The organism is Desulfofundulus salinus, from assembly GCF_003627965.1.
Lineage (GTDB): Bacteria > Bacillota > Desulfotomaculia > Desulfotomaculales > Desulfovirgulaceae > Desulfofundulus > Desulfofundulus salinus.
In genome coordinates this window covers 457,195-472,995 of record NZ_RBWE01000001.1, presented here as the reverse complement: position 1 = coordinate 472,995, position 15,801 = coordinate 457,195, and the positions used below count along the sequence as shown (strand labels likewise).

The window sequence follows — 15,801 nt, the reverse complement described above, 5'->3', positions numbered from 1 at the left end:
CTCCCCCCTTATTCATCACTTTTGCGCAGGGACAGGCCCAGCTCACTTAGCTTGTTGATTACTTCTTCCAGGGATTTCTTACCCAGGTTGCGCACCTTCATCATATCTTCCTCGTTGCGCTGGATCAGTTCCTCCACCGTGTTGATGCCCGCGCGCTTCAGGCAGTTATAGGAACGGACGGAGAGATCCAGCTCTTCAATGGTCATTTCCAGGATCTTGTTCTTCTTTTCCTCTTCCTTTTCAACCATTATTTCTACATCTTTAACCGCTTCGGTGAGCCCGATGAACAAGCGCAGGTGTTCACCCAGAATTTTGGCCGAAAGGCTGGTAGCCTCATCGGGCCTTATGCTGCCGTCGGTCCACACTTCCAGGGTGAGCTTGTCGTAGTCGGTGCGCTGGCCCACGCGGGTGTTTTCCACCGTGTAATTGACCTTACGTACCGGGGTGAACACGGAATCCACGGGAATCACGCCGATGATATGATCCCCCTTCTTATTCCTTTCCGCCGGTACATAGCCCCGCCCTTTGGCCACGGTAATTTCCATGAACAGGCGGCCGTTGGGGGCGAGGGTGGCAATATGCAGGTCGGGATTTAAAATCTCCACATCCTGGTCGTGGATGATATCGCCGGCCCTGACCTCCCCTTCCCCCTTGGCCTCAATCCGCAGGATCTTTTCCTCGTCGGTATGCAGCTTCAGGCACAGGCTCTTCAGATTGAGAATGATGTCGGTCACGTCTTCCCGTACGCCGGGAATGGTGGAAAACTCGTGCAGTACGCCCTCGATTTTTACCGAGGTAACCGCCGCCCCGGGAAGGGATGAAAGCAGGATCCTCCGCAGGGAATTACCCAGCGTAATGCCATATCCCCTCTCCAGAGGTTCCACCACAAACCTGGCGTAGGTATTATCAGGACTGCTTTCCACGCACTCAATTTTGGGCTTCTCAATTTCCAGCATACGGCAACCCCCTCAAGTGCCGGTTCCGGCCATAAGAGTTTACCAAGGCCATTACCTGGAGTACAGCTCCACAATCAGGTGTTCCTGCACGGGAGTGTCAATCTGGTCCCTGGTTGGGAGGGCCACCACGCGACCTTGTGCCTGATTCTCGTCATACTCCAGCCAGGGCGGGGGTGTCCTGTCGGCTGCCCGCTCCATCAATTCCTTGATGCGCGGGGAGTCCTTGCTCTTTTCCCGTACGGCAATGACGTCGCCAACCCGCACCAGGTAGGAAGGGATATCCACCTTCCGCCCGTTGACGGTAAAGTGGCCGTGGCGCACCAGTTGCCTGGCCTCCATGCGGGACGCGGCCAGTCCCAAACGATAGACAACATTGTCCAGGCGCCGTTCCAACAAACGGAGCAGGTTTTCGCCGGTAATCCCCGGCTGGCGCTCGGCACGTTCAAAGTAATTGCGAAACTGGGTTTCCAGCACCCCGTAGATACGGCGGGCCTTTTGTTTTTCCCGCAACTGCAAACCGTATTCGCTGATCTTGCGGCGCGCCTGCCCGTGGGCGCCCGGTGCATAGGGCCGCCGGTCAATGGCACACTTGCCCGTGTAGCAGCGATCCCCTTTCAAGTAAAGCTTAATTCCCTCACGGCGACACAGCCGGCATTGCGGACCTGTGTATCTGGCCATCTATTTCCTTGATACCTCCTTAAACTCTCCGGCGCTTTGGTGGCCGGCATCCATTATGGGGAATGGGTGTAACGTCTTTAATCAGGCTTACTTCCAGCCCCGCCGCCTGCAGGGAGCGAATGGCCGCTTCCCGACCCGCCCCCGGGCCCTTGACCATCACTTCTACCGTTTTCATGCCGTGTTCCATGGCCTCCCTGGCTGCCGCCTCGGCGGCCATCTGGGCGGCAAATGGCGTGCTCTTCCGGGAACCCTTGAACCCCACGGTCCCGGCACTGGCCCAGGAAATGGCGTTACCCCGCGTGTCGGTTATGGTCACGATGGTATTATTAAAAGTAGAACGGATGTGGGCCACTCCGTGTTCTATATTCTTGCGCTCCCGCCTTTTAGTACGTGCTGCTTTTCTGGCCATTTTACCTTACCCCCCTTTATTTCTTCCGCCGCACACCCACAGTTTTCCGCGGACCCTTGCGCGTCCGGGCGTTGGTTTTTGTGCGCTGGCCCCGTACCGGGAGGCCCCGGCGGTGACGCAAGCCCCTGTAGCAGCCGATTTCGATGAGTCGCTTAATATTCATGGCCACTTCCCGGCGGAGATCGCCCTCCACCCGGTAGTTCTTCTCAATGACGTCCCTTAAACGGTTAACCTCGTCTTCGGTGAGGTTGCGCACCCGGATATCGGGGTTAATTCCTGTCTGGGCCAGGATTTTCTTGGATGTGGGCCTGCCGATGCCGTAAATATAGGTCAGGGCGATCTCTACCCGTTTATCCCTGGGCAGGTCAACCCCTGCAATACGAGCCATGCGTGAAAACACACCTCCATTAACCTTGTTTTTGCTTATGCTTGGGATTTTCGCAGATGACCATCACTTTACCATGACGGCGGATAACCTTGCATTTCTCACAAATGGGTTTTACCGACGGGCGCACTTTCATTTGTTAAACCTCCTTTGCCCGGACCATCACCTTATTTATAACGGTAAACAATCCGACCACGGCTTAAATCATAGGGTGACAGTTCCACCAGCACCCGGTCACCGGGTAAAATGCGGATAAAGTTCATGCGGATTTTCCCCGAAACGTGAGCTAAAACTTTATGGCCGTTCTGCAATTCGACGCGAAACATGGCATTGGGAAGTGGCTCAATCACAGTGCCCTCAACTTCAATAACATCCTTTTCCTGTTTGGACATGGGCTTTAGCCAACCTCCTTTCCGGAGCCGTTTAGCTTTAGCTCCAGTTTTCCGTCCGATGGTTTGCTTTGCTCAGGTGTTGCCTGCCCGTAAGTTTCCAGCAGTTCCTTGATCGCCCTGCGGACATCCAGATCGGTAACCCGCTGGCCGGTGCTTACCTTGTGGGCAATATCGCCGGCCACCAGGGGATAAACTTTTAGATGCTTAATATTTTTCAACTTCGGCCCGCTTACCTTGCGGTCCGCCCCATTGACCACCCGTACCCTTGTCTCGTTGACGCGGTCGAGAATGAGGTAAAATTTGCCGCAATCCCGGCCGGCAGTAGAGCTCACCAGCCGGCCCGGCGTAAAATAATCCTTCACCGGGATCACCTCCAGTTACAACCGGGTAAGGATCTCCGGCTCACCATCGGTGATGGCAACGGTGTGCTCGAAATGGGCCGATAGCCTGGAATCCCCGGTTACCACCGTCCAGTTGTCCCCAAGGGTGCGTACCTCATGGGTACCCGCATTGACCATCGGTTCAATGGCTAAAGTCATTCCCGCCTTCAGCCTGGGACCCCGTCCCGGCTTTCCGAAGTTGGGCACCTGTGGCTCCTCATGCATGCTCCGGCCAATACCGTGGCCCACGTATTCCCGGACCACAGAGAACCCGTGTTTCTCCACATAGCTCTGTACGGCATGGGAAATATCCGACAGCCGGTTACCCTGCCGGGCAAAGCGAATACCTTCGTACAAAGCTTCTTCGGTTACGGCCAGCAGTTTTTTTGCCTCCGGGGAAACCTCACCTACCGGAAAGGTGGCTGCACCGTCCCCAAAATATCCATTTATTTCCGCTCCGACGTCAATACTGATAATATCTCCACTTTCCAGTTTTCTTAAACCGGGGATACCGTGCACCACCTGCTCGTTGACCGAGGTGCAGATGCTGGCCGGAAAACCATAGAGGCCCTTGAACGCGGGCCTGGCACCCCGGGCCAGGATAAAGTCCTCAGCCAGACGGTCCAGTTCTGCGGTGGTCACCCCCGGTTTAATGGCCCGGGAGAGCTCGCCCAGGACACCCGCCACCACGCGGCCGGCGTCGCGCATGTAGCGCAGTTCCCGCTGCGATTTAATCATGATCATTATAAAGGTCATCTCCCTACCTGATAAAACCCTGGTAGCTGCGCATCAACATGTGTGATTCAACCTGCTTCATGGTATCCAGGGCCACCCCAACCACAATCAACAGGGCGGTGCCGCCAAAGTAAATCTGGGGGATGCGGGTAGCCAGCAGGACAAAGTTCGGCAGGATGGCAATCAAGGCCAGGAAAATAGCCCCCGCCAGAGTTACCCGGCTCATGACCCGGCTGATATACTCGGCCGTGGGGCGTCCGGGCCGGATGCCCGGGATGAAGCCGCCGTACTTCTTGATGTTTTCAGCAATATCCACCGGGTTCATGATCACTGCCGTGTAGAAATAGGTAAAGCCAATCACCAAAAGGGCGTAAATGATGGTGTGTATGGGCGTACCCCAGGCAAAATAGGCCAGGTACCAGTTGCCGAACCAGGTGTTTTGAAACCAGGTGGCAAGCTGTTCCGGAAACATCAAAATGGAAGAAGCAAAGATCACCGGGATAACGCCGGCCTGGTTCACCCTCAAGGGCAGGTGAGTGGACTGCCCGCCGTATATCCGGCGTCCCACCACGCGCTTGGCGTACTGCACGGGAATGCGCCGCTGCCCCTCATTGACGGCCACAATGGCGGCAATGACCAGTGCGCCAATGACCACGAGCAGGATCACGCTCAAGATGTTGATTGTCCCGGCCTGCAGGTACTCCACCACCCGCACAACGCCCGCCGGAACCCGGGAGACAATACCGGCAAAGATCAAAAGCGAGATGCCGTTGCCAATGCCCTTTTCGGTAATCTGCTCCCCGATCCACATCAGGAAGGCCGTCCCGGCGGTCAGGGTCAGGGCCACCAGGAGGTAGTGACCGACGGTGGGGCTCACCAGCACATTCTGGTTGCGCAGGGCGAAGCTGATACCGATAGCCTGGACAAACGCCAGCACGACGGTGAGGTAGCGGGTGTACTGGACGATTTTTTTCCGGCCCTCTTCCCCTTCCTTGGCCAGCCGCTCCAGGGAGGGAATGACCACCGTCAGAAGCTGCATGATGATGGAAGCGTTAATGTAAGGTGTAATACTCATGGCAAAGATAGAAAAATTTTTGAAGGCTCCACCGGAGATCACGTCAAAGAAGCCGAAAAGGGCTCCCGTTTCCAGCAGTTTCGCAAAAACTTCGGTGTTGACCCCCGGCACGGGAATATGAGCGCCGATGCGGAAAACAAAGAGCATGGCCAGGGTAAAGAGAAGTTTTGAACGCAGCTCATCAATCCTGACGGCACTTTTGAGGCTGTCCAGCACCTAGATCACCTCAGCCTTGCCGCCGGCAGCTTCAATCTTTTCCACCGCCGATTTGCTGAAGGCGTGGGCCCGCACGGTGAGCGCCTTTTCCAGCTGCCCTTCGCCCAGGATCTTTACTCCATCACCCAGCTTTTTGATTATCCGTTCCGACAGGAGCGTTTCCGGCGTTATTACCGCACCGTCTTCAAAACGGTTTAAAACATCAATATTTACGGCCACTATCTCCTTCTTAAAGCGCGCGTTGGTAAAACCCCGCTTGGGTATGCGCCGCTGCAGGGGCATCTGGCCGCCTTCAAAACCGGGCCTCACCCCGCCGCCGGAACGCGCCTTTTGTCCCTTGTGCCCCCGGCCGGCCGTTTTTCCTAACCCGGAACCGATACCCTGCCCCTTGCGGGTTGGTTTGGTACGCGCCCCCGGGTTGGGACGCAGGTCGTGCAGTTGAGCCACAATTACACCTCCAGTTGGTTGCTGGTCGAAAGGCCGTCCGTACCCGTCGTTTAGACTTCCTCGACCTTGACCAGGTGGGATACTTTGTTAATCATGCCCCGTATCTGCGGCGTATCGTTTTGAACTACCGAGCTGTGCAGTTTGCGCAGGCCCAGAGTGCGTACGGTTACGCGCTGGTCTTCGGGGCGACCGATGAGACTTCTGATCAGGGTAATCTTCAACTTGGCCATGTTCTTACCCCCTTAGCCCAGTAATTCTTCCACCGTTTTACCCCGCAGCCGGGCCACCTCTTCCGGGGTCTTCAGGCTCTTTAATGCCACCATGGTAGCATGAACCATGTTGTTGGCGTTGTGCGAACCCAGGGACTTGGTGAGGATGTCCCGGATCCCGGCACACTCCAAAATCGCCCGTACGGGACCGCCGGCAATTACACCGGTACCGGGGGCAGCCGGTTTTAACAGCACCTTGCCAGCACCAAATTCACCAATCACTTCATGGGGAATGGTGGTGCCAGATAAGGGCACCTGGATCATGTTTTTCTTGGCATCCTCAATGCCCTTGCGAATGGCCTCGGGCACCTCGCCGGCCTTGCCCAGCCCGGCGCCGACCCGGCCGTTGCCATCGCCCACCACCACCAGGGCTGAAAAACTAAAGCGCCGTCCGCCTTTGACCACCTTGGCCACGCGGTTAATGGATACTACTTTCTCGGTAAGCTCCAGCTTACTGGCGTCAATCCTGGTCACCCGTTTCCCTCCTTCGTCACCTAGAATTCCAGACCGGCTTCCCGGGCGGCCTCGGCTAAAGCCTTCACCCGGCCGTGGTAAATATATCCAGCCCGATCAAAAACCACTTTCTTAATCCCGCGCTCCAGGGCTTTCTGGGCCACCAGGCGGCCCACCGCGGCAGCTGCTTCCTTGTTGCCACCTGCTTTGAGCTGCTCCCTCAATTCGGGGGAAAGGGTCGAAGCGCTGACCAGGGTAATTCCCCGCTCGTCGTCAATAATCTGGGCATACATGTGCTTTAAGCTCCGGAAGACATTCAACCTGGGGCGCTCGGCGGTACCGGAGATCTTCTTGCGTACCCGTAAATGTCTCTTGGCCCGCAATGCCTTGCGATCCGGTTTCTTAATCAAAGCAATCAAGCCTCCCTACTTCTTACCTTTACCGCCAGCCTTACCGGCCTTGCGCCGGATTTGTTCGTTTTCGTACTTAATGCCCTTGCCCTTGTAGGGTTCCGGCTCCCGTACACCGCGGATAACCGCAGCCAGGGCGCCAACCTTTTCTTTGTCCGTTCCCTTGACCACAATTTTAGTTGGCGCGGGGACTTCTATCTCCAGCCCCGGCGGGGGGACAATTTCAACCGGGTGGGAATAGCCCACCGACAGCACCAGCTTGTTACCCTGCTTGGTGGCCCGGTAACCCACGCCGACCAGCTCCAGGGTTTTTGAAAACCCCCTGGTCACTCCTTCCACCATGTTGTACAGCAGGGTGCGGGTCAAACCGTGCAGAGACCGGTGGAGCTTTTCGTCCGAGGGACGTTCCACCACCAGGCGCCCCTCCTCGTCCAGACGGATGCGCATATCCCGGTGGAATTCCCGCTCCAGCTGGCCCTTTGGCCCCTTTATGCGCACGGTATTGCCTTCTATTTGCACATCAACCCCCTGGGGCAGGGCAATGGGCTTTTTGCCGATCCTGGACACAAGCCTTCCCTCCTCCTACCAAACGTAACAGATTACTTCGCCGCCCACACCCAGTTTCCGGGCCTTCTTGTCGGTCATAATGCCCTTGGAGGTGGACAGGATGGCAATACCCAGGCCACCCAGCACCTTCGGGATAGAATCCTTGCGGGCATAGACCCGTAGTCCCGGCCTGGAGATCCGTTTCAATCCGGTAATTACCCGTTTTTTGTCAGGGCCGTACTTCAAATATACGCGGATGACGCCCTGCTTGCCGTCGTCGATCACTTCATAATCCTTAATCAGGCCCTCTTCCTTGAGAATGTCGGCAATGGCCTTCTTCAAGCGGGAAGCAGGGGCCTCCACTTTATCGAGATAAACCGTATTGGCATTGCGAATACGGGTGAGAAAGTCCGCGATCGGGTCGGTCATAACCATGGCAATACCCCCTTCCTCTTTACCAGCTGGCCTTACGAACGCCGGGAATCTCGCCGCGGTAAGCAAGAACCCGGAAACAGATGCGGCAAATGCCGAACTTGCGCATGTACGCCCGGGGACGACCGCAGAGCTTGCAGCGGTTGTGCTGGCGTACCTTGAATTTGGGTTCGCGCATTGCCTTGGCGATCATCGATTTTTTGGCCACTTGAGTCCCCCCTTATATACGATTCTTACCTGCTTTGCCATAATCGTTCGAAGTTGTTTCCGCTCAGGCGGCCGCAAAAGGCATGCCCAGCAGGCGCAAGAGTTCCCGCGCCTCCTCGTCGGTTTTGGCCGTGGTTACAAAGATGATGTCCATTCCCCGCACTTTATCGATCTTATCATATTCGATTTCGGGGAAGATCAGCTGCTCCCGGATGCCCAGGCTATAATTGCCGCGGCCGTCAAAGGACTTGGGCGAAACCCCCCGGAAGTCCCGCACCCTGGGGAGGGCCACGTTGAAAAGCTTGTCGATAAACTCATACATGCGGTCTCCCCGCAGGGTCACTTTGCACCCCACGGTCATCCCCTGGCGTACTTTAAAGGCGGCAATGGATTTCTTGGCCCGGGTGATCACTGGACGCTGGCCGGTGATAGTGGCCAGATCGCTGACCGCCGCGTCCATGGCCTTGCTGTTATGGGTGGCCTCACCCACCCCCATGTTGATGACCACCTTTTCCAGCCTGGGTACCTCCATCACGTTTTTATAACCAAACTTCTGCATCATGGCCTTGACTACTTCGTTTTTATATTTATCTTTAAGTCTCGGCACGCTTTTTCACCTGCCTTTTAGCCTAGTTCTTCCCCGCATTTTTTACATACCCGCACCTTTTTGCCGTCCTCCAAAAACTTTTTAGCTATGCGGGTTGGGCTGTTGCACTTGCTGCAGACCAGCATGACGTTGGAGGCGTGGATGGGAGCTTCCTTCTCCACGATGCCTCCCTGGGGCATGCGCGGGCTGGGCCTGGTATGGCGCTTCACGATATTCACGCCCTCCACAATTACCCGCCCTTCAGCCGGTAATGCCGCCAATACCTTGCCTCTTTTGCCGGCATATTTGCCGGTCAACACAAGCACTGTATCGCCTTTGCGCACGTGTAACTTGGGCATCCTGACCCACCTCCAGCTTCCCCGGCTAAATTACCTCCGGAGCCAGGGAAATAATCTTCATGAAGTCCCGATCCCGTAATTCCCGGGCCACAGGTCCGAAGATACGGGTGCCCCGGGGGCTCTTGTCGTCCTTGATAATCACCGCAGCGTTTTCGTCAAATTTAATATATGAACCGTCCGGGCGGCGCACTTCCTTGTTGGTCCGCACAACCACCGCCCGCACCACATCGCCCTTCTTTACAACGCCGCCGGGCGTAGCCTCCTTGACGGAACAAATGATTTCATCTCCCAAACTGGCATAACGGCGCATGCTGCCGCCGAGCACGCGAATGCACATCAAGCGGCGGGCACCGGTGTTGTCGGCGACGTTGAGCATTGACTGTACCTGGATCATCGGCTTTAACCTCCCTTCGCAAGGGTTTATTAAATCCGTTCAGCCCGTTCCAGGATTTCAACCACCCGCCAGCGCTTTTCTTTCGAAAGGGGCCGGGTTTCCATAATGCGCACCTTGTCCCCGACACGGCAGGCATTTTCCTCGTCATGGGCTTTAAACTTCTTGGTCTTGCGAATGGTGCGCTGGTAGAGCGGGTGCCGCACCAGGGTTTCCACCGCCACCACTACCGTTTTGTCCATTTTATCGCTAACCACGCGGCCCGTCCGGACTTTTCGCTGTTTACGAACTTCCACCTCGTGACTCCCCTTTCGTTAGGCCCGCCGGATGCCCAGCTCCCGCTCCCGGAGCACAGTCTTTAAACGGGCAATGTTCCGGCGCACTTCCCTGATTTTCATGGGGTTATCCAGCTGGTTGGTAGCCAGTTGGAACCGCAGCTTGAAGAGTTCATCCTTGGAATCGTCCAGCTTCTTGACCAGCTCCTCATCGGATAGTTCCCGCAAATCCTTAGCCTTCATTTGCCTCACTCCCACGTTTGACAAACTTTGTTTTAATGGGCAGCTTGTGAGAGGCCAGGCGCATGGCTTCCCGGGCCACCTCCTCGTCAATACCGGCCAGTTCAAACAGTATCCGCCCGGGTTTGACGACCGCCACCCAGTACTCGGGAGCACCTTTACCGCTGCCCATCCGGGTTTCGGCAGGCTTGGCGGTTACCGGCCTGTCGGGGAATATTCTGATCCACACCTTCCCGCCCCGGCGAATGTGGCGGGTCATAGCAATACGGGCGGCCTCAATTTGACGGCTGGTAATCCAGGCCGGCTCCAGAGCCATCAGCCCGTACTCGCCAAAGTGTACCTCCGTACCCCCCTTGGCCCTGCCGCTCAGATCTCTTACACGGTGCTGTTTACGATATTTAACCCTCTTGGGCATGAGCATAGGCCTTCTCTCCTCCTTGACCGGCCGCAGCCTTGGCCTCCGGCAGCACTTCTCCCTTGTAGATCCATACCTTTATGCCGATCTTGCCGTAAGTGGTATCCGCTTCGGCAAAGCCGTAATCGATATCCGCCCGCAGGGTGTGCAGCGGTACCTTGCCCTCGCTGTACCACTCGGTACGGGCAATCTCCGCTCCGGCCAGCCGGCCGCTGACGGAAACCTTGATCCCTTTGGCGCCCATCTTCATGGCCCGGGCCACGGCCTGTTTCATGGCCCGCCGGAAGGCAACCCGCTTTTCGATCTGGGCGGCCACGTTCTCCGCCACTAACTGGGCGTCCAGCTCGGGCACTTTTATTTCCACGATGTTCACGTGCACCTGCTTACCCGTCATTTTTTCCAGCTCCCGGCGCAGGTTTTCCACTTCCGCACCGCCCCGGCCAATGACAATCCCCGGCTTAGCCGTATAAATGCTGATGCGGATGCGGTTGGCTGCCCGTTCAATGGCAATGCGGGAGATGCCGGCGGCATAAAGCTTTTGCTTGATATATCTGCGGATCCTTACATCTTCTAAAAGCAGGCTGGCAAAATTCTTCTTATCGGCAAACCACTTAGCGTCCCAGTCTTTGATAATGCCAATGCGCAACCCTTTGGGATGTACCTTCTGTCCCACGCTATTCCTCCTTTCCTATTCCTTTTCCTTGACCACCACGGTGATGTGGCTGGTCCGCCTGCGCAGCAGGTCCGCCCGACCCATGGCCCGGGCCTGGTAACGCTTCCAGGTTGGCCCCTGATCCACATAAGCCGCCGCAATATAGAGATTATCCGGATTCATATCGTAGTTGTGTTCGGCGTTGGCCGCAGCCGACTTAATTACTTTGGCCACCGGAACCGCGGCCCTTTTAGGCGTAAACCTCAGGATAGCCAGTGCCTCACGCACATCCTTCCCCCGGATGAGATCCACCACCTGGCGTACCTTGCGGGGCGAAATGCGCACGTACCTGGCCACTGCTCTGGCTTCCATCCCAAACCCTCCTTATGATTACTTCAGGGCCGTGGACCTTTCGGTGTGGGCACCGTGGCCCCGGAACAACCGGGTGGGAGCAAACTCACCCAGCTTATGCCCCACCATGTCTTCGGTAATATATATAGGAACGTGTTTCCGGCCGTCGTGTACGGCAATAGTATGACCGATCATCTGCGGGAAAATGGTTGAACGGCGGGACCAGGTCTTGATGACCCGCTTTTCCCCTTTAGCGTTCATTTCCTCGATTTTTTTCAATAGCTTCGGATCGCAGTAGGGGCCCTTTTTCAAAGAACGTCCCATAGCCTTTTCACCTACCTCCTTTCGGCTGTTACCCGGATTACCGAATTACTTCGCCCTTCTCTTGATGATCAGGCGATCGCTGGGTTTCTTCTTCCGCGTACGGGCACCCAGGGCTGGTTTGCCCCAGGGAGTAACCGGGTTACGGCCAATGGGGGAACGGCCTTCACCGCCGCCGTGGGGGTGATCCACCGGGTTCATGACCACACCGCGCACAGTCGGCCTGATGCCCAGCCAGCGTGAGCGGCCAGCTTTACCGATGGTGATGTTTTCATGCTCCACATTGCCCACCTGGCCGATGGTGGCCCGACAATCCAAAAGGAGCAGGCGCATTTCGCCCGAGGGCATACGAATATGGGCATACTTGCCTTCCTTGGCCATAACCTGGGCCGCCGCACCCGCCGAGCGCACCAGCTGGCCGCCGCCGCCGGGATAGAGCTCAAGGTTGTGCACCAGGGTACCCACCGGGATATTCCGCAAGGGCAGTGTGTTGCCCACCTTGATGTCGGCATCGGGACCCGATACAACCGTCATGCCCACTTCCAGGCCCACGGGAGCCAGGATGTAGCGCTTTTCCCCGTCTGCATAGTGCAACAGGGCAATACGGGCCGAACGGTTGGGATCGTATTCAATACTGGCTACCCTGGCCGGAATGCCGTCCTTATTCCGCTTGAAGTCAATGATCCGGTACATGCGCTTGTGGCCGCCACCCCGGTGCCTTACGGTGATCCTGCCCTGGGAATTGCGGCCGGCCTTTTTCTTCAGCGGCACCAGCAAGGATTTTTCCGGTTCGGTTTTGGTGATTTCATCAAAGGTCGATACGGTTACAAACCGCCGCCCGGGAGATGTCGGCTTGAACTTTTTAATACCCAACTGGTTTCCCTCCTTCCAAAATGAGCCCGCGCACCCGAATGGGGGGGAGGGAAGTTTTACACACCCTCAAAGAGTTCGATCTTATCCCCTTTCCGCAGGGTGACGATGGCTTTTTTCACGTCGGGGCGGCGACCAACGACATTCCGCACCCGTTTTGTTTTCCCTTTAACCCGCATGGTGTTTACCTTTTCCACTTTCACCTTGAACAGTTCTTCTACCGCTTTCTTAATTTCCACCTTGTTGGCATTGGGATCGACGATAAAGGTGTACTTGTTGTCGGCCAGCAGGGACATGCTCTTCTCCGTTATTAACGGCCGCTTTAAAATATCCCGGGGATTTTTCACTGGGCCAGCACCTCCTGGACTCTGGCCACCGCGTCCTTCGTTATGACCAGCGTATTATGTGCCAAAAGGTCGTACACATTAAGACCATCGGCCGCCATGGGTTTAATACCGGGGATATTCCGGGCGGACTTGATCACGTTTTCCTCCCGGTCGGCTGTAACCACCAGGGCCTTGTCATTTACCTTGAGATTCCCCAAAATGCGCACCATATCCTTGGTGCGGGGCTGTTCCAACTTCAGGTCTTCCAAAACCAAAATTTTGCCGTCCTGCACCTTGGCCGACAGGGCGGACTTCAGTGCCAGACGCCGCACCTTGCGGGGCAACCGGTAACTGTAGTCCCGGGGATGGGGACCAAAAACTATGCCGCCCTTCCGCCAGATGGGGGAACGAATGCTGCCGTGACGGGCACGGCCGGTACCTTTCTGGCGCCAGGGTTTGCGTCCGCCGCCCCGAACCTCGGCACGGGTCTTGGTATCATGGGTTCCCAGACGGCGCCCGGCCAGTTGCCAGACTACGGCATCGTGCAGCACGGACATATGCACGGGGACGCCGAAAACATCGTCCCGCAAATGGATTTCGCCCACCTGGTCCCCGTTGATATTGTAAACGGCAACTGTAGGCATAACGCTTTCCTCCTTCCGGTGCCTGGTTACTAGCGGGCCTTAACGGTTTCCTTAACCAGCAAAAGACCCCCGCGGGGGCCAGGGACAGATCCTTTCACGGCCAAAAGATTTCTCTCCGGGTCCACCCGCACTACTTCCAGGTTTTGCACCGTTACCCGCTCTACACCGTAATGTCCGGGCAACTTTCTTCCCTTGAAAACCCGGGCCGGTCCTTTCGCTCCCAGGGAGCCGGGCCGGCGGTGGTACTTGGAGCCGTGGGCCATGGGTCCCCGGTGAAAGCCGTGGCGTTTAATGCCGCCTGCAAAACCGCGGCCCTTGGATGTGCCGACCACATCCACCCTTTCACCGATGGCAAAGACATCGGCCTTAATTTCTTGCCCCACCTGGTAATCTTCCACATTTTCAACGCGCAATTCCCGCAAAAAACGCAATGGCCGCACGCCGGCTTTAGCAAAATGCCCTTTTAAGGGTTTGTTGACCAAACGCTCGGGCTTTTCGCCAAAACCCAGCTGTATTGCGCTGTATCCGTCCCGGTCGGGGGTTTTCTTTTGCACCACTACGCAGGGACCGGCTTCGATGACTGTAACGGGAATGGCCTGCCCGGCATCATTAAAGATCTGGGTCATGCCGACTTTACGGCCGAGGATGCCCTTGGGCATGGTCCTTAGCACCTCCTAAAGCTTGATTTCAATGTCCACCCCGGCAGGCAGATCCAGGCGCATTAGGGCGTCCACGGTTTTAGGCGTAGGTTCCAGGATATCAATCAAGCGCTTGTGCGTCCGTATCTCAAACTGCTCCCGTGAGTCCTTATTGACGTGGGGTGAACGCAAAATGGTGTAGATATTTTTCTCCGTGGGCAAAGGAATAGGGCCGGCTACCTGGGCACCGGTGCGCCGGGCGGTCTCCACAATCTTTTGGGCCGACTGATCCAGCATGTGGTGATCGTAGGCCTTGAGCCGGATGCGAATCTTTTGCTTTTTCAAGGGTCTACCTCCTTTCAAATCCGGCAAAGGGGTTTTCGTAAATATGGGAAGTGGGATGTGGGATGCTTTCCATTACTGGCCCCACTTTCCACTTCCCACTTCTCGTTCTAGCTGGCTTACTCGATAATCGAGGTGACCACGCCGGCTCCGACGGTACGACCACCTTCCCGAATGGCGAAGCGCAGCCCTTCCTTTACTCGATAATCGAGGTGACCACGCCGGCTCCGACGGTACGACCACCTTCCCGAATGGCGAAGCGCAGCCCTTCCTCAATGGCAATGGGGGTGATCAGCTTAATCTCCAGCCGGATGTTGTCCCCGGGCATCACCATCTCCACACCTTCAGGCAGGGTAATCGTCCCCGTCACGTCCGTGGTCCGGAAGTAAAACTGCGGCCGGTACCCGTTAAAGAACGGCGTGTGCCGTCCACCTTCTTCCTTGGTCAACACGTATACTTCCGCGCTGAAGTGGGTGTGCGGCTTGATGCTCCCGGGCTTCGCCAGCACCATCCCACGCTCCACTTCCTTCCGGTCGATGCCCCGCAATAGACACCCAATGTTGTCCCCGGCTTCCCCGCGGTCCAGGATCTTCCGGAACATCTCCACTCCCGTGACCACCGTCTTCTTCGGCTTATCCATCAGTCCTACGATCTCTACTTCGTCGCCTACCTTCACCGTGCCCCGCTCTACACGGCCCGTTACCACCGTACCGCGACCGGTGATGCTGAACACGTCCTCAATGGGCATCAGGAAGGGTTTGTCAATGTCCCGCTCCGGCGTGGGAATGTATTCGTCCACCGCATCCATCAGTTCCCAGATGGATTTACACCATTCGCACTCCCGCTTGCCGCAGCCGCATTCCAAAGCCTTTAACGCCGAACCGGTGATCACCGGTACGTCGTCTCCCGGAAATTCATAGGTGGACAGAAGTTCCCGCACTTCCATCTCCACCAGTTCCAAAAGTTCCGGGTCGTCCACCATGTCCGCCTTGTTCAGGTACACCACAATGTAGGGCACGCCCACCTGCCGGGCCAGCAAAATGTGCTCCCGGGTCTGGGGCATGGGACCGTCCGCCGCCGATACCACCAGAATCGCCCCGTCCATCTGGGCCGCACCCGTGATCATGTTCTTCACGTAGTCGGCGTGGCCCGGGCAGTCCACGTGGGCGTAGTGCCTCTTTTCGGTCTCGTATTCCACGTGGGCGGTGTTAATGGTAATCCCCCGCTCCCGCTCTTCCGGAGCGTTGTCGATCTCTTCGTATTTCTTGACCTGTGCCTTGCCCACCGTGGCCAGCACCGTGGTGATGGCTGCCGTCAATGTGGTCTTCCCGTGGTCAACGTGTCCAATCGTCCCAACGTTTACGTGGGGTTTGGTCCGCTCAAATTTGGCCTTGGCCATGA

Annotated in this window: 32 protein-coding genes; all 32 read right to left on the bottom strand. The window is 56.7% G+C overall.

Annotation, left to right across the window (positions count from 1 at the left end):
- Nucleotides 1–8 precede the first annotated feature (8 nt).
- On the bottom strand, nt 9–956 hold the full coding sequence (locus D7024_RS02485) for a DNA-directed RNA polymerase subunit alpha (RefSeq protein WP_121450378.1): 948 nt from the start codon (nt 954–956) through the stop codon (nt 9–11).
- 51 nt (nt 957–1,007) lie between these two features.
- The gene (gene rpsD / locus D7024_RS02480; protein ID WP_121450377.1) at nt 1,008–1,634 is read right to left on the bottom strand and encodes a 30S ribosomal protein S4; all 627 of its coding nucleotides are present in this window, start codon (nt 1,632–1,634) and stop codon (nt 1,008–1,010) included.
- A gap of 19 nt (nt 1,635–1,653) precedes the next feature.
- On the bottom strand, nt 1,654–2,043 hold the full coding sequence (gene rpsK, locus D7024_RS02475) for a 30S ribosomal protein S11 (RefSeq protein WP_013824037.1): 390 nt from the start codon (nt 2,041–2,043) through the stop codon (nt 1,654–1,656).
- A gap of 16 nt (nt 2,044–2,059) precedes the next feature.
- On the bottom strand, nt 2,060–2,431 hold the full coding sequence (gene rpsM / locus D7024_RS02470; RefSeq protein ID WP_121450376.1) for a 30S ribosomal protein S13: 372 nt from the start codon (nt 2,429–2,431) through the stop codon (nt 2,060–2,062).
- Nucleotides 2,432–2,450: 19 nt separating this feature from the next.
- Nucleotides 2,451–2,564 (bottom strand): 50S ribosomal protein L36, encoded by a 114-nt coding sequence (gene rpmJ, locus D7024_RS02465; RefSeq protein WP_013824039.1) that lies wholly within the window; start codon nt 2,562–2,564, stop codon nt 2,451–2,453.
- 31 nt (nt 2,565–2,595) lie between these two features.
- On the bottom strand, nt 2,596–2,820 hold the full coding sequence (gene infA / locus D7024_RS02460; RefSeq protein WP_013824040.1) for a translation initiation factor IF-1: 225 nt from the start codon (nt 2,818–2,820) through the stop codon (nt 2,596–2,598).
- A 5-nt stretch (nt 2,821–2,825) separates the two neighbouring features.
- On the bottom strand, nt 2,826–3,182 hold the full coding sequence (locus tag D7024_RS02455; protein ID WP_121450375.1) for a KOW domain-containing RNA-binding protein: 357 nt from the start codon (nt 3,180–3,182) through the stop codon (nt 2,826–2,828).
- A gap of 15 nt (nt 3,183–3,197) precedes the next feature.
- Nucleotides 3,198–3,944 carry a type I methionyl aminopeptidase gene (map, locus tag D7024_RS02450; RefSeq protein WP_121450374.1) on the bottom strand — a complete coding sequence of 249 codons (747 nt, stop codon included), beginning with the start codon at nt 3,942–3,944 and terminating at the stop codon, nt 3,198–3,200.
- 16 nt (nt 3,945–3,960) lie between these two features.
- Nucleotides 3,961–5,226: a preprotein translocase subunit SecY gene (gene secY, locus D7024_RS02445; RefSeq protein ID WP_121450373.1), complete on the bottom strand. Its 1,266-nt coding sequence runs from the start codon at nt 5,224–5,226 to the stop codon at nt 3,961–3,963.
- Complete coding sequence (gene rplO / locus D7024_RS02440; RefSeq protein WP_121450372.1) at nt 5,227–5,673, bottom strand: 50S ribosomal protein L15; 447 nt, start codon at nt 5,671–5,673, stop codon at nt 5,227–5,229.
- 50 nt (nt 5,674–5,723) lie between these two features.
- Nucleotides 5,724–5,903, bottom strand: coding sequence for a 50S ribosomal protein L30 (rpmD, locus tag D7024_RS02435; protein ID WP_013824045.1), 180 nt, complete (start codon nt 5,901–5,903; stop codon nt 5,724–5,726).
- A 12-nt stretch (nt 5,904–5,915) separates the two neighbouring features.
- The gene (rpsE, locus tag D7024_RS02430) at nt 5,916–6,416 is read right to left on the bottom strand and encodes a 30S ribosomal protein S5 (RefSeq protein ID WP_013824046.1); all 501 of its coding nucleotides are present in this window, start codon (nt 6,414–6,416) and stop codon (nt 5,916–5,918) included.
- A 20-nt stretch (nt 6,417–6,436) separates the two neighbouring features.
- Complete coding sequence (gene rplR / locus D7024_RS02425) at nt 6,437–6,805, bottom strand: 50S ribosomal protein L18 (protein WP_121450371.1); 369 nt, start codon at nt 6,803–6,805, stop codon at nt 6,437–6,439.
- A gap of 15 nt (nt 6,806–6,820) precedes the next feature.
- Entirely contained in the window at nt 6,821–7,372 is a 552-nt protein-coding gene (gene rplF, locus D7024_RS02420; RefSeq protein ID WP_121450370.1) for a 50S ribosomal protein L6, read from the bottom strand.
- Nucleotides 7,373–7,387: 15 nt separating this feature from the next.
- A complete protein-coding gene (gene rpsH / locus D7024_RS02415) occupies nt 7,388–7,786 on the bottom strand; it encodes a 30S ribosomal protein S8 (protein ID WP_121450369.1) in 399 nt (132 codons plus the stop codon).
- Nucleotides 7,787–7,805: 19 nt separating this feature from the next.
- Nucleotides 7,806–7,991: a type Z 30S ribosomal protein S14 gene (locus D7024_RS02410; RefSeq protein ID WP_013824050.1), complete on the bottom strand. Its 186-nt coding sequence runs from the start codon at nt 7,989–7,991 to the stop codon at nt 7,806–7,808.
- A gap of 63 nt (nt 7,992–8,054) precedes the next feature.
- On the bottom strand, nt 8,055–8,597 hold the full coding sequence (gene rplE / locus D7024_RS02405; protein WP_121450368.1) for a 50S ribosomal protein L5: 543 nt from the start codon (nt 8,595–8,597) through the stop codon (nt 8,055–8,057).
- A gap of 17 nt (nt 8,598–8,614) precedes the next feature.
- Nucleotides 8,615–8,935 carry a 50S ribosomal protein L24 gene (gene rplX / locus D7024_RS02400; RefSeq protein ID WP_121450367.1) on the bottom strand — a complete coding sequence of 107 codons (321 nt, stop codon included), beginning with the start codon at nt 8,933–8,935 and terminating at the stop codon, nt 8,615–8,617.
- 25 nt (nt 8,936–8,960) lie between these two features.
- On the bottom strand, nt 8,961–9,329 hold the full coding sequence (gene rplN, locus D7024_RS02395) for a 50S ribosomal protein L14 (protein ID WP_072868783.1): 369 nt from the start codon (nt 9,327–9,329) through the stop codon (nt 8,961–8,963).
- A gap of 29 nt (nt 9,330–9,358) precedes the next feature.
- A complete protein-coding gene (rpsQ, locus tag D7024_RS02390; RefSeq protein WP_013824054.1) occupies nt 9,359–9,622 on the bottom strand; it encodes a 30S ribosomal protein S17 in 264 nt (87 codons plus the stop codon).
- An 18-nt stretch (nt 9,623–9,640) separates the two neighbouring features.
- Entirely contained in the window at nt 9,641–9,844 is a 204-nt protein-coding gene (gene rpmC / locus D7024_RS02385) for a 50S ribosomal protein L29 (protein WP_013824055.1), read from the bottom strand.
- On the bottom strand, nt 9,834–10,262 hold the full coding sequence (gene rplP / locus D7024_RS02380; RefSeq protein WP_121450366.1) for a 50S ribosomal protein L16: 429 nt from the start codon (nt 10,260–10,262) through the stop codon (nt 9,834–9,836). Before rplP ends, rpmC begins: the two co-directional genes overlap by 11 nt.
- Complete coding sequence (gene rpsC, locus D7024_RS02375; protein ID WP_121450365.1) at nt 10,240–10,929, bottom strand: 30S ribosomal protein S3; 690 nt, start codon at nt 10,927–10,929, stop codon at nt 10,240–10,242. The genes rplP and rpsC overlap by 23 nt, the downstream gene beginning before the upstream one ends.
- 15 nt (nt 10,930–10,944) lie before the next feature.
- A complete protein-coding gene (rplV, locus tag D7024_RS02370) occupies nt 10,945–11,280 on the bottom strand; it encodes a 50S ribosomal protein L22 (RefSeq protein ID WP_072868780.1) in 336 nt (111 codons plus the stop codon).
- A gap of 18 nt (nt 11,281–11,298) precedes the next feature.
- Nucleotides 11,299–11,583, bottom strand: coding sequence for a 30S ribosomal protein S19 (rpsS, locus tag D7024_RS02365; protein WP_013824059.1), 285 nt, complete (start codon nt 11,581–11,583; stop codon nt 11,299–11,301).
- Nucleotides 11,584–11,628: 45 nt separating this feature from the next.
- Nucleotides 11,629–12,453, bottom strand: coding sequence for a 50S ribosomal protein L2 (rplB, locus tag D7024_RS02360; protein WP_121450364.1), 825 nt, complete (start codon nt 12,451–12,453; stop codon nt 11,629–11,631).
- A gap of 56 nt (nt 12,454–12,509) precedes the next feature.
- On the bottom strand, nt 12,510–12,797 hold the full coding sequence (gene rplW / locus D7024_RS02355; RefSeq protein ID WP_121450363.1) for a 50S ribosomal protein L23: 288 nt from the start codon (nt 12,795–12,797) through the stop codon (nt 12,510–12,512).
- Nucleotides 12,794–13,420 (bottom strand): 50S ribosomal protein L4, encoded by a 627-nt coding sequence (gene rplD, locus D7024_RS02350; protein WP_121450362.1) that lies wholly within the window; start codon nt 13,418–13,420, stop codon nt 12,794–12,796. Before rplD ends, rplW begins: the two co-directional genes overlap by 4 nt.
- Nucleotides 13,421–13,449: 29 nt before the next feature.
- Entirely contained in the window at nt 13,450–14,079 is a 630-nt protein-coding gene (gene rplC, locus D7024_RS02345; protein WP_121450361.1) for a 50S ribosomal protein L3, read from the bottom strand.
- A 15-nt stretch (nt 14,080–14,094) separates the two neighbouring features.
- Nucleotides 14,095–14,403 carry a 30S ribosomal protein S10 gene (rpsJ, locus tag D7024_RS02340; protein ID WP_013824064.1) on the bottom strand — a complete coding sequence of 103 codons (309 nt, stop codon included), beginning with the start codon at nt 14,401–14,403 and terminating at the stop codon, nt 14,095–14,097.
- 116 nt (nt 14,404–14,519) lie between these two features.
- Nucleotides 14,520–14,576: a hypothetical protein gene (locus tag D7024_RS15320; RefSeq protein ID WP_243113815.1), complete on the bottom strand. Its 57-nt coding sequence runs from the start codon at nt 14,574–14,576 to the stop codon at nt 14,520–14,522.
- 20 nt (nt 14,577–14,596) lie between these two features.
- Nucleotides 14,597–15,799, bottom strand: a complete 1,203-nt coding sequence (tuf, locus tag D7024_RS02330) for an elongation factor Tu (RefSeq protein WP_121450360.1) — start codon at nt 15,797–15,799, stop codon at nt 14,597–14,599.
- Nucleotides 15,800–15,801: the final 2 nt, after the last annotated feature.

What these genes read in the sequence shown, in the direction of transcription:
- rpsD (WP_121450377.1), bottom strand. Translation starts at nt 1,634, where the DNA reads ATGGCCAGATACACAGGTCCGCAATGCCGGCTGTGTCGCCGTGAGGGA.
- rpsS (WP_013824059.1), bottom strand. Translation starts at nt 11,583, where the DNA reads ATGGGACGTTCTTTGAAAAAGGGCCCCTACTGCGATCCGAAGCTATTG.
- tuf (WP_121450360.1), bottom strand. Translation starts at nt 15,799, where the DNA reads ATGGCCAAGGCCAAATTTGAGCGGACCAAACCCCACGTAAACGTTGGG.
- D7024_RS02485 (WP_121450378.1), bottom strand. Translation starts at nt 956, where the DNA reads ATGCTGGAAATTGAGAAGCCCAAAATTGAGTGCGTGGAAAGCAGTCCT.
- rpsH (WP_121450369.1), bottom strand. Translation starts at nt 7,786, where the DNA reads ATGGTTATGACCGACCCGATCGCGGACTTTCTCACCCGTATTCGCAAT.
- rplN (WP_072868783.1), bottom strand. Translation starts at nt 9,329, where the DNA reads ATGATCCAGGTACAGTCAATGCTCAACGTCGCCGACAACACCGGTGCC.
- rplC (WP_121450361.1), bottom strand. Translation starts at nt 14,079, where the DNA reads ATGCCCAAGGGCATCCTCGGCCGTAAAGTCGGCATGACCCAGATCTTT.
- rpsM (WP_121450376.1), bottom strand. Translation starts at nt 2,431, where the DNA reads ATGGCTCGTATTGCAGGGGTTGACCTGCCCAGGGATAAACGGGTAGAG.
- map (WP_121450374.1), bottom strand. Translation starts at nt 3,944, where the DNA reads ATGATCATGATTAAATCGCAGCGGGAACTGCGCTACATGCGCGACGCC.
- rplP (WP_121450366.1), bottom strand. Translation starts at nt 10,262, where the DNA reads ATGCTCATGCCCAAGAGGGTTAAATATCGTAAACAGCACCGTGTAAGA.
- rplX (WP_121450367.1), bottom strand. Translation starts at nt 8,935, where the DNA reads ATGCCCAAGTTACACGTGCGCAAAGGCGATACAGTGCTTGTGTTGACC.
- rpsK (WP_013824037.1), bottom strand. Translation starts at nt 2,043, where the DNA reads ATGGCCAGAAAAGCAGCACGTACTAAAAGGCGGGAGCGCAAGAATATA.
- rpmJ (WP_013824039.1), bottom strand. Translation starts at nt 2,564, where the DNA reads ATGAAAGTGCGCCCGTCGGTAAAACCCATTTGTGAGAAATGCAAGGTT.
- rplD (WP_121450362.1), bottom strand. Translation starts at nt 13,420, where the DNA reads ATGCCTACAGTTGCCGTTTACAATATCAACGGGGACCAGGTGGGCGAA.
- infA (WP_013824040.1), bottom strand. Translation starts at nt 2,820, where the DNA reads ATGTCCAAACAGGAAAAGGATGTTATTGAAGTTGAGGGCACTGTGATT.
- rpmC (WP_013824055.1), bottom strand. Translation starts at nt 9,844, where the DNA reads ATGAAGGCTAAGGATTTGCGGGAACTATCCGATGAGGAGCTGGTCAAG.
- rplV (WP_072868780.1), bottom strand. Translation starts at nt 11,280, where the DNA reads ATGGAAGCCAGAGCAGTGGCCAGGTACGTGCGCATTTCGCCCCGCAAG.
- rpmD (WP_013824045.1), bottom strand. Translation starts at nt 5,903, where the DNA reads ATGGCCAAGTTGAAGATTACCCTGATCAGAAGTCTCATCGGTCGCCCC.